This window comes from Pantoea sp. Pa-EAmG (assembly GCF_030024295.1).
GTDB lineage: Bacteria > Pseudomonadota > Gammaproteobacteria > Enterobacterales > Enterobacteriaceae > Pantoea > Pantoea dispersa.
Window position 1 is genome coordinate 1 of the sequence record NZ_JASEWO010000169.1, and the last position, 9585, is coordinate 9585.

The following is a 9585-nucleotide window of genomic DNA, read 5'->3' on the forward strand; positions in this document are numbered from 1 at the left end:
GGTGGTTGACGGTTCCATGCTGTGCATTATTGTCCTGGTACTGTTTGCGATCCTGGTCGTTAAAAGCCAACGATTACCCCCAACCACCAGCAAACTCATTCTTGCCATTTTGTTGTGCTGGCAAGGTGTGCTCTGGTCAGTCTGTGCTTATCAGTTTGTTGCCGAGTGGCAATTACCGTTTGCTTATCCGTTCAGCGTGATGTTGATGCTGTCCGCGATGGCTGCGCTGTATGTTTATCCCCTCGCATTATTCCTGTTTATTATGCCGATTTTACTGGCGCTGCTGCTGGCGAGTTTGCATCTAAATCAGGGGATTAATAGCCATTTTCTGCTGATCTGGATGTTCTTTGGTGTGATTCTGATCACCGGCAGTCTGTTGCTGCAACGATGGTTTACGTTAGCCTGGCAGCGGCACAGTGACAATCAGTTGCTGATATCACGTCTGGACATGTTGGCACACCAGGATGCCTTAACGGGGGTGGCCAATCGACGAGTGCTCGATGATTACCTGGCATTAATGCTGTCTCAGCAGAAGCCTCTGGCTGTCATCATGCTGGATGTTGATTACTTTAAACGCTTTAACGATCACTATGGTCATCAGGCCGGCGACAGTTGTCTGAGCCAGATTGCCGACGTGCTTAATCTCTCTGTGCGCACACCAGAGGATTTGGTGGCGCGTTACGGCGGTGAAGAGTTTGTTTTGTTACTGCCGGAAGCGGCAATGTCACAGGCTATGACGGTAGCTGAACGCATTAAAGCCAGGTTGATTGCCACTGCGATCCCGCATGCTGCGTCAGACGTTAGTTCAGTGGTCACCGTCAGCATGGGCATCGCTGTTTCAACAGGCCATACGCCAGCCAAGGCCCTTATCGCCGCAGCCGACGCGGCGCTATACCGTGCCAAGCAAGCCGGACGCAATGGTATTGCGCGGTGACGCTTCAGGAATCGCACATCACCACTCAACAAACTAAGGTTTAGCGGGCGCAAACATCGCCAGTTTCGGGCAACTCACCTGTTCGATGTGCTGATGATAACCCGCCTGATTTTTCTTTTTTAGCGCATCCGCCGCGCTCACTATGGCATCATGATTGTCCGCGCTGTTGAGAAACACCTGCTTAATGCGTTCGTCAGGAATATCCTGCGCCAGATGGCAGTGAGCGCGCAGGTCAGTAATGATCTGCTGCTCGCGCAACGCATAGGATAGGTTGCTGTAAGGGGATTTCGCCACCGCGAGAAACGAGATCATCACCAGCAGTGAACAAGAACCAATTTTCCACATCATCATGCCTCCATAAGACGTTATTCAGGCTTACACAAAGTCGGGTCAAAGACGTTAAGCCAGTCGCGCTGCATATCCACTATAGTCCAGCCATAGCGTGGAGCGAGTGTCAGTCCGGAGACGAGCTTGCCGCTGGCCGGAGGATGCGCGTCGTAGGCATATTCACGCTGTGCATCCGTGTGATGCACTAATAAGCCGAAGGTTTTCGCGTTGGGGTTGGATGAGGTGTATTGCAGCATCGGCACATCGCCATCGCTGTTGCCGAATGCAGCCACCGGCCGATGGCCCATGAACAGGTGGATTGCCACCGGTTTTGCCGCCTCGTCATCATAAAACGCGCCGTTCATTGTTTTCCGCAACTGAGTGCCGTTATCACTCAGGCTGAATTCAGCCAGTGAAAATGAGCCAATCACGTTTTCCGCTGGTATGCCGTACATCTTCTCAGCCAGCACCCGCATAAAATCGATACCGCCGCCGGAAACAATCCATGTCTTGAAACCATTTTTACGCAGGTAATCCAGCAACTGACGCATGGGCTGGTAACCCAGTGCATCATAACGGCAACCGAAACGTGAATGACGCTGAGTGTCGACCCACTGCTGCACGCGTTGCGTAAATTCATCGGTGGTCATATTGGCGTGCGTCAGTTCAAGTAGATGCATCAACCCCTTTTTTCCGGCCTTGAGCAATGCCGCTTTGTCATCGGCCAACACGGCTTGCACTAAAGGATCCTGCTGCCATTGCGGATGGGAAGGGGCGAGACGCTTCACTTCATCCAGCGCAAATTGCAGTTGAAAGGTCAGCGGCGCTTCAGGCCATAAGGTACCGTCATTATCGAACACCACATAACGCTGATTTTCGGGAATAAAAGCACTGCCGCCGGAGAGCGTTGCGCCCTGAACCCACTGTACGATGGCGTGCTTTGCTGCGCTATCCCGCCATGCAGAGAGATCATCAGCCTGTGCGAAGGGCAGCCACAACAGCAGTGCAGCTAAAAGACATTTTACGTTCATGACTTTCTCCTGGGGTGAGGGAGCAAAGAAGGCAGAACAGTGACATGCCACAGGCGTTGCCAGGCGCGAACGGCAAAACATAACGCGCGCCACAGCAGAGGGCGCGTGAACCACAGTGCGACGGCGAATCCCATCATCAGGACAACAATCAACGCAACCTGCCACCAGGGCATTGCGCGCGTTGATTGCAGAGTCTGTTCAGCACCGGCGGCGCGCGCGGGTTGGAGGGTATAACGCGCCCCCGGTAATTCTGCCCACTGCCACTGGTGTTGCACGGTGTTCCACCAGCGGAGTTTTATCGCGGGCAGAACCAGCGAGCCGGGTGTATCAGGCAAATAGCGCAGGCGTTCGACGCGCTGCGTACCGACGATTTCATCGCGACCTTCGACCAGCGGGGTGTTTACGTCGGCAAGTTTCTGCGTAGTTGAACCGGGGAGATCGATAAGAACCGCAGGGATTTGCGCCGCAATAACATCCCGTGCACCCAAGGTGATCTGGCGTTCAATCACATCACCAACATGCAGCGTGTTGTCATTCACTGCGCGATATAAAGTGATTTTCTGCGTCAGAGCGAGGCTGGCGGCGGGCAAGAAACGGTCCGGCTGCTCAACGTCGGTCGGCCAGTTTACAGCGGTTTCCAGCGCGGGAAGTGTGGCGGTTTTCGGCACCTGTCCGGCGGATTGCAACGTGACGTCCAGCGACGGGATGCGCAGCGTGCCCTGATCCCAGGCCATCAGCTGACGTTCCATGCGTATGCCGCTCCAGCTCACGCCCTGCACGTTGCGGTTCACTAACTGATTGGGGACGTTTGTCGGCAGCAGCGCGCCATTCTCCACCGTAAAATCAGGCCATTGAGGGGGCGGATTGAACCAGCTGTCAGTCCAGAAGGTGATGGCCACGCGTAGCGGTTGACCCGGTACCAGCTGATCCGGCACCACCAGTTCGCGGGTGATATCCATGGCGGCGCGCACCGGCAGCACCAGGATAATCAGGCAAAGCAGCAGCGCTCTCATGGCGTCTCCGAACGATAAAGGTTTTCAAGCAGGCCGCTGGGAGAAATCGTCAGATTTTGATACCACTGATTGACCTGCGGTGCCACCTGGATTGGCTGCATATCCTGCTGATTAACTCCCTGATTTTTCTTTAAATCCTTTTTGATGGCGTCAGGCGTTTCATCCGGCTCTTTGCGTTGCTCGTCCTGCCGTTCACGCTCTTTCTGACGAAGCTGCATGATGATGTTGGCGATGCTGGCCCGGTTTTGCTGCGCCAGCGCCCAGTCAGGTCGCAAGCTTAGTGCCTGATCATAGCTATTTAATGCCTGCTGCCAGTGCTTCTGCTGCGCCTCGCTGTTGCCTATCCATAACAACGATTCAGGTGAAGGAGGCACCATACGAAATGCAGCGCTGGCTGAAGCGAATTCTCCGGCATAGTAGAAGGCGATACCACGTCTGAAGGGATCCTGATAATGCGCGGCTGCTGAGCGGTAATCGCCTTTGGCAAACGCGCGCTGTCCTTGCATGTCCGGGCTGATAAAACTATCCACTAAGGTGGCATGGGCGGGTGGAGCAAGCGTTGCCAGCGGTATCAGGATTATCATCAGCGCCAGCTGTCGCCGCCATAATAATGAAAGCACCAGCATCAGCGGAATCAGCCAGTAGCCGCTGTTGAGCCACGGAAGATCCTGGCGATCGTTTTGCTGATTGATGAAGTTTTGCTGGATGTGATTTCGCACAGCCTGCAGGTCGTCGTCATCAGTGGTCGCCAGCGTGACAGACACACCGCTCTGTTGCAGTTGCTTGAAACGTGCAACGTTGAGCCGGGTATCAATACCGCGCTGGGCGATCGCTTCTGGCAACGCGCCGCCGCGTGCCGTGCCTGGCACCCAGAGCTGGATGGGCAAGGTCGAGGTGCTGAGCCAGTTGACGTCCGTGGCACTCAGGTTGTCGGCGATCAGCAGGATAGAGCGTGGAGAGGGTGGCAGATTTTTGTCAGCCAGCGCCATGGCCGCCTGCAATCCATCACCTTGCGCATCGGGCAACAGCGTGGGCTGCTGCGCCTGCAGAAACAGGGTGAAGAATGCCGGATCGCTGGTCATAGGCGTAGTCAGCCAGGCGCCCGATCGGTAAACCACTAAACCAAAGCGGCTACCGGGGAGTTGCTCCATCAGCAATGCCAGCTTGTGCTGCATACGTTCGTGGCGATTAGGCGGCAGATCCTGCGCCAGCATGCTGAGATTCTGTTGCAGGATCACCATCACATTGCTCTGCGGGATTTGATCGGCAGGCAACTGTTTCATCCAACTGGGTCCAGCCAGCGCTATGCAGCCCAGCGCCAGCAGCCAGGGGAGCAGTACTCGGGATTTCAGGCGCTGGCCGATAATCAGCCTATGAAACGGTTTATCCAGGATGCGCGCCCACTGGCTGTCTGACTGACGCAGCCACCAGGCCAGCACTACGCACAACGGCAGTCCGATGAGCCACCAGGGATGCAGCAAGTGGAACGCGTTCATGAGGCACGCGCCCGCAGGTGACCCACTACGGACATCGATAGCATCAGCAGCATGGCGAGGGCCAGCGGCCAGGCAAACAGCGGCTGGCGCAGGGCGGAACCCAGCGTTTTCACTTGGGCAGGCGTTTGCGCATCGATCGCCTGCCACACGCTTTGCAGCGCCGTGCCAGTGTTAGCCGCCTGAAATGCGCTGCCGCCTGTGGCCTGTGCAATATTTCGCATCAGCGCCACATCCACTTTATCGTCGCCGCTGGCCTGCAGGTCGCCGAATGCAATGGTATCGACCTGCACATGGTGGGCGGCAGCAAGCTGCGCGGCCATCGCCGGTGGCAGCTGCGAGGCGGTGTCGTTGCCGTCCGTCAACAGAATCGCCATGCGGCTGGCGTCCTGTTCCAGAGTGCTATCGAGCAGTTTCACGGCAACGCCCAGCGCATCGCCGATGGCCGTCTGTTGGCCCACCATGCCGGGGGAAAGCTGATCCAGCCGTGCCAGCAACGCCGATTTGTCTTCACTAATCGGCGCAAACGGCCAGGCGCTACTGGCAAAAATTACCAGGCCGATGCGGTCATCTTTTCGCTGTTGCACGAAGTTGCGCACCGATTGCTGCACAGCCTGTAACCGAGTGATGCCATTGCCTGCATCGTTCTTTTCCATCGAGCCGGAGACATCCAGAATCAACACTAAGTTGCGCATCGGTTGGGTCTTGATCTGTGGAGGAAGTAGCAGCTCTGGCCGCGCTAATGCGCAGATCAGCAATATCCAGCTGCACCAGAACAGCAATGTCTGGAGTGGACGACGGGCGGGTGGCGGGTTATCCAGTTCCAGTTCTGCGATCAGCAGCGGCAAGAAAGGCACTCTGACTTCCTGCGCAACCTGAGGTCGGGCGGGTGGCAAAAAATAGCCGAGCAGCGGCAGTGGCAATAAAATCCAGGCCCACGGCCAGGCAAAATCAATGCGGCTGAGCAGTTCAGACATCGGGAAGTGCCTCCAGCCAACGTTTCAGTTGCTGACGCATCTGCTGATTATCGGCTTCGCTTAATGCATTGTTTTGTTGACAATATCGGGTGCAAAGTTGCTGATGCAGCGCGCTATCTAGTTTGACGCCATGAAGAATTGTCGCAGGATCGATTTGCTGACTGATAAGTGTGCGTGGCTGATGTACCAGATGAATACGTTTGATCAGCTCCAGCCAGCTATCGGCATCGGTAGTGTGGCCGATCGCCACGCGGGCTTCTCTGCGCCAGCGGTTGCGATACCAGCGCGCGGAACGCACCAGCAGGAAAGCCAATAAACACACCAGCAGCACCGTGAGCAGCCACCACCAGCCGCTGGGCAGCGGTAGCCAGGAAACGGCCTGAGGTAAATCGGGATTTTTCAGCGCAGGCACGCTAAAGCCTTTTGCCAGCATGATCATCCCCCCGCAGTAATTGCGCCAGCAGCGGATTGCCCACCACGATGTGCCGGACCTCCACGCCCAGGCGCGATAGCCGGTTTTGCTGCTGCGCCAGGCGCGCGCTGACGCTATTTTTTATCTGGTCGCGCAAACCGGGTGTCAGGGCGAAAGCGACATGTTGATCCTGATAGCGGGCCGCCAGTTTGCCACTGTCGGGCAGCCGCAAGTGCAAATCGTCCAGCATGACAAACGCCGTGATCTCCGCACGACGGCGCAGCGCGGCGATCAGCGCTTCGCTGTGTTTATCCAGATCGTGAAAATCACTGATCAGCGCCAGCCAGCTACCGGTAGGGATCTGACTCTGAGCACGCTGCAGCACTTCGTGCAGGGCCAGTGAGGAAGAGGGCTCCTGCGGGTAGCGTGATGGCAGCGCCTGATTAAAGCGCACGATATCGGCCAGCAACGGTTGCAGCGCCAGTTTAGGAGAACGGCAGCGTTGCAGTGATAACTCATCATCATTAAACAACGCACAGCCGAGACGATCGCCATCATGCCAGCAGCGCCAGGCGAGCAGGGTCGCAATGTGAGCAGCAGCAACAGCCTTCATCTGGCCGCGCGTGGCAAAAAACATATCCAGACGCTGATCGATCAAGATAAACACCGGACGCTCTTTCTCTTCGTTATAGAGGCGAATCCATGGCGTGCGTAATCGCGCCGTGGCCTGCCAGTCAATCAGGCGCACATCATCGCCTGGCTGATAGCGACGTAAGCTGTCGAAGTTCAGGCCGCGCCCTTGCTGGCGTGACACGCGTTCACCGGCCATCGCGCCAGGCGGTAACTGGCCCGGCGGATTTGCGAATTGATGTGCATCGGCGGCCAGCGCCAGTAAACCTGGCATTGTAACGGTGATCGATTCATCCATCAGGCCACCACTGTATCTAACAGCATCTTCACCACGTCATCGGCAGTGACGCGCTCGGCGCTGGCCTGATAGCTCAACATCAGACGATGGCGTAACACCGCAGGGGCGACGCGTTGAATATCAGCCGGCAGCACCGCATCGCGTCCCTCCAGCCAGGCCTGCGCACGCCCGGCGCGATCCAGTGCCAGCGTGCCGCGCGGGCTGACTCCCAGCGCGACATAACTGGCAAAGGTGTCACCGATCTGCGCGGGATGGCGCGTCATCTCCACCAATGAAACGATATAGCTTTCGATGGTTGGCGCCACGTAAACATCAGAGATCGCCTGCCAGCAGGTTGCTATCTCCTGCTGGCTTAAACGTGCGGCGTCAGGCTGATGGTTCGTGGTAGTTACACCCTGATATTTTGACTGTTGCTCGGCGCGCACTAACTGCATCACGCGTTGTTCATTCTCTTTTGACGGATAATCCACCAGTACTTTCATTAAAAAGCGATCCAGTTGCGCTTCAGGTAAGGGCCAGGTACCTTCCTGATCCACCGGGTTTTGCGTGGCTAACACCATAAACACGCCGGGCAGCGGCCAGCTTTTTCCGGCCACTGTTACATGTCGTTCTTCCATCGCCTCCAGCAGCGCCGACTGTACCCGCGCCGAGGCACGGTTAATCTCGTCGGCCAGAATCACATTGCCAAACACCGGGCCCGGACGGAAACGAAACTGGTCTTCTTCCCGCACGGCATTCTGCTGATAGATTTCGCTGCCGGTTATGTCGGACGGCAGGAGATCCGGTGTGAACTGAATACGTTTAAACTCCCCATCGAGATGGCGTGCCAGTTCACGCACGGCGCGGGTTTTCGCCAGACCGGGCAAACCCTCCAGCAGCACGTGTCCATCGCATAACAGGGTAATAATCAACATTCGCACCAGCTCCTCTTGACCCAGTACCTGTTGATTCATGTCGCTTTCCAGCGCCAGAAGTTTATCGCGCAGCGTCATGTTCAGCCTCCGTGCGTTGCGGTTGCAACAGCGTGGCAATGCCCACCAGAATCGGCTGTGAAAAGTCGAAAAAGGCTTTGATACCAGGACAGAGGTAATTCAAACCTAATTCACCTTCCTCACTGCGTACGATGCGATTTTTAGGGCATTCGCCCCAGCACAACTTCAGATAAGGACAGCGTTTGCAGGCGGCGGGCAGGGTGTCGCGTTTACCCATGCCAAAGGCTTTCTGTCGCTCGGAAAACGCCATACTGCCGAGTTTGGTGTGCTTAATATTGCCGAGTTGATATTCCGGGTAGACGTAGTGATCGCAGGAGTAGATATCGCCGTTTTTCTCAATCGCCAACCCTTTACCGCAGAATTCAGAGGTCACGCAGATCTGGCCGGGCATACCCATAGTTTGCGCCACCGCCGTTTCAAACAGGTTGACTTGCACGCGGCCTAAGTCGTTATTCACCCACTCTTCAAAGGTCGCAATCAGGAATTTTCCCCAATCCTCGGGATCGACCGACCAGTCGGTGACGATGGAATCCAAATCGCCGGGTTTCGCCCGACGGGTGCCAGTAATGGGAATCGAATCATCGTGCCAGAACTGCGGAGCGGTCTGCTTGAAGTCCACGGGTTCAACGCAGGGATTAAACTGGATGTAGGTCGCACCGAGTTCACGCGTCAGGAAACGATAAACCTCCAGCGGGAAGCGCGCGTTGGTGCGATTGACCGTGACCAGCGCGTTGAAAGGCACGCCGTGACGTTTTAATGCGGCGACGCCTTCCATGACCTTGTCGAACGTGGGTTTGCCGCTGCGCGTGACGCGATAACGGTCGTGCAGTTCGCGTGGGCCATCAATCGATAATCCCACCAGAAAATGGTGCTCTTTTAGAAATTTGGCCCAATGGTCGTTGATTAAAATTCCGTTGGTTTGCAGATCGTTTTCAATCCGCTGCCCTGGTTTCTGATACTGACGCTGTAGTGCTACCACTTTTTCAAACCAGCCTAATCCCATCAGCGTTGGTTCGCCGCCTTGCCATGAGAACACCACGCGATCGCCATCCTGGCTGTCAATGTATTGGCGCACGAAGGCTTCGAGGACTTCATCGCTCATGCCGCTGTGATCCTGATGCAGCAGTTGCTCTTTGTGCAGGTAAAAACAGTAATTGCAGTCGATATTGCAGCGTGAGCCAGTGGGTTTGGCCATCACGTGGAAGCGTCGGGTATAAACAGGACCTTTACCGCTGTACTTTACGGCGCTGGGCAAAGGACGAACCGGCAGCGTAGTGCTGTGCTTCATAGATGCCTCCGTAAACCGGGCGCGAACACGCCCGGTTGTGGTCTGCGAATTTAATTCGTGGCCGGACTGCCTTCGTCGATAAATTTCTGTACATCAGAAACGGTGAAGGAACCGGGTTTTTGACGTGGAGGGAACTCTTTGAAGCTTTGCAGCATCTCTGCGGCATATTTCTGCGCACCGCCGAGCAGGA

At 56.1% G+C, this 9585-nt stretch carries 10 protein-coding genes and 1 pseudogene; 1 reads left to right on the forward strand and 10 read right to left on the reverse strand.

Annotation, left to right across the window (positions count from 1 at the left end; all coding sequences use genetic code 11):
• A partial coding sequence (locus QMM04_RS18155; RefSeq protein WP_282996687.1) for a GGDEF domain-containing protein occupies window positions 1-934 on the forward strand: 934 nt, incomplete at its 5' end.
• Between the two features lie 33 nt (window positions 935-967).
• Here the strand turns inward: QMM04_RS18155 and QMM04_RS18160 are convergent.
• The 10 genes and pseudogenes from QMM04_RS18160 to QMM04_RS18205 form a co-directional block, all read right to left on the reverse strand.
• Window positions 968-1285: a YicS family protein gene (locus QMM04_RS18160; RefSeq protein WP_282996688.1), complete on the reverse strand. Its 318-nt coding sequence runs from the start codon at window positions 1283-1285 to the stop codon at window positions 968-970.
• 14 nt (window positions 1286-1299) lie between these two features.
• Window positions 1300-2292 (reverse strand): HAD family hydrolase, encoded by a 993-nt coding sequence (locus tag QMM04_RS18165; RefSeq protein ID WP_282996689.1) that lies wholly within the window; start codon window positions 2290-2292, stop codon window positions 1300-1302.
• Window positions 2289-3305 (reverse strand): oxygen tolerance domain protein, encoded by a 1017-nt coding sequence (locus QMM04_RS18170; protein WP_282996690.1) that lies wholly within the window; start codon window positions 3303-3305, stop codon window positions 2289-2291. The genes QMM04_RS18165 and QMM04_RS18170 overlap by 4 nt, the downstream gene beginning before the upstream one ends.
• A complete protein-coding gene (locus QMM04_RS18175; RefSeq protein WP_282996691.1) occupies window positions 3302-4801 on the reverse strand; it encodes a VWA domain-containing protein in 1500 nt (499 codons plus the stop codon). Before QMM04_RS18175 ends, QMM04_RS18170 begins: the two co-directional genes overlap by 4 nt.
• Window positions 4798-5775 carry a VWA domain-containing protein gene (locus QMM04_RS18180; RefSeq protein ID WP_282996692.1) on the reverse strand — a complete coding sequence of 326 codons (978 nt, stop codon included), beginning with the start codon at window positions 5773-5775 and terminating at the stop codon, window positions 4798-4800. Before QMM04_RS18180 ends, QMM04_RS18175 begins: the two co-directional genes overlap by 4 nt.
• Window positions 5768-6187: a DUF4381 family protein gene (locus QMM04_RS18185; RefSeq protein WP_282996693.1), complete on the reverse strand. Its 420-nt coding sequence runs from the start codon at window positions 6185-6187 to the stop codon at window positions 5768-5770. Before QMM04_RS18185 ends, QMM04_RS18180 begins: the two co-directional genes overlap by 8 nt.
• Window position 6188: 1 nt before the next feature.
• On the reverse strand, window positions 6189-7115 hold the full coding sequence (locus QMM04_RS18190; protein ID WP_282996694.1) for a DUF58 domain-containing protein: 927 nt from the start codon (window positions 7113-7115) through the stop codon (window positions 6189-6191).
• Window positions 7115-8107, reverse strand: coding sequence for a MoxR family ATPase (locus tag QMM04_RS18195; protein WP_282996695.1), 993 nt, complete (start codon window positions 8105-8107; stop codon window positions 7115-7117). The genes QMM04_RS18190 and QMM04_RS18195 overlap by 1 nt, the downstream gene beginning before the upstream one ends.
• Window positions 8091-9395, reverse strand: coding sequence for an anaerobic sulfatase maturase (locus QMM04_RS18200; protein WP_282996696.1), 1305 nt, complete (start codon window positions 9393-9395; stop codon window positions 8091-8093). The genes QMM04_RS18195 and QMM04_RS18200 overlap by 17 nt, the downstream gene beginning before the upstream one ends.
• A gap of 50 nt (window positions 9396-9445) precedes the next feature.
• Window positions 9446-9585, reverse strand: a pseudogene (locus tag QMM04_RS18205) (arylsulfatase); the annotation flags it as partial.

Excerpts from the sequence above, each read along its gene's own strand:
- QMM04_RS18160 (WP_282996688.1), bottom strand. The coding sequence starts at position 1,285 with ATGATGATGTGGAAAATTGGTTCTTGTTCACTGCTGGTGATGATCTCG.
- QMM04_RS18165 (WP_282996689.1), bottom strand. The coding sequence starts at position 2,292 with ATGAACGTAAAATGTCTTTTAGCTGCACTGCTGTTGTGGCTGCCCTTC.
- QMM04_RS18170 (WP_282996690.1), bottom strand. The coding sequence starts at position 3,305 with ATGAGAGCGCTGCTGCTTTGCCTGATTATCCTGGTGCTGCCGGTGCGC.
- QMM04_RS18175 (WP_282996691.1), bottom strand. The coding sequence starts at position 4,801 with ATGAACGCGTTCCACTTGCTGCATCCCTGGTGGCTCATCGGACTGCCG.
- QMM04_RS18180 (WP_282996692.1), bottom strand. The coding sequence starts at position 5,775 with ATGTCTGAACTGCTCAGCCGCATTGATTTTGCCTGGCCGTGGGCCTGG.
- QMM04_RS18190 (WP_282996694.1), bottom strand. The coding sequence starts at position 7,115 with ATGGATGAATCGATCACCGTTACAATGCCAGGTTTACTGGCGCTGGCC.
- QMM04_RS18195 (WP_282996695.1), bottom strand. The coding sequence starts at position 8,107 with ATGACGCTGCGCGATAAACTTCTGGCGCTGGAAAGCGACATGAATCAA.
- QMM04_RS18200 (WP_282996696.1), bottom strand. The coding sequence starts at position 9,395 with ATGAAGCACAGCACTACGCTGCCGGTTCGTCCTTTGCCCAGCGCCGTA.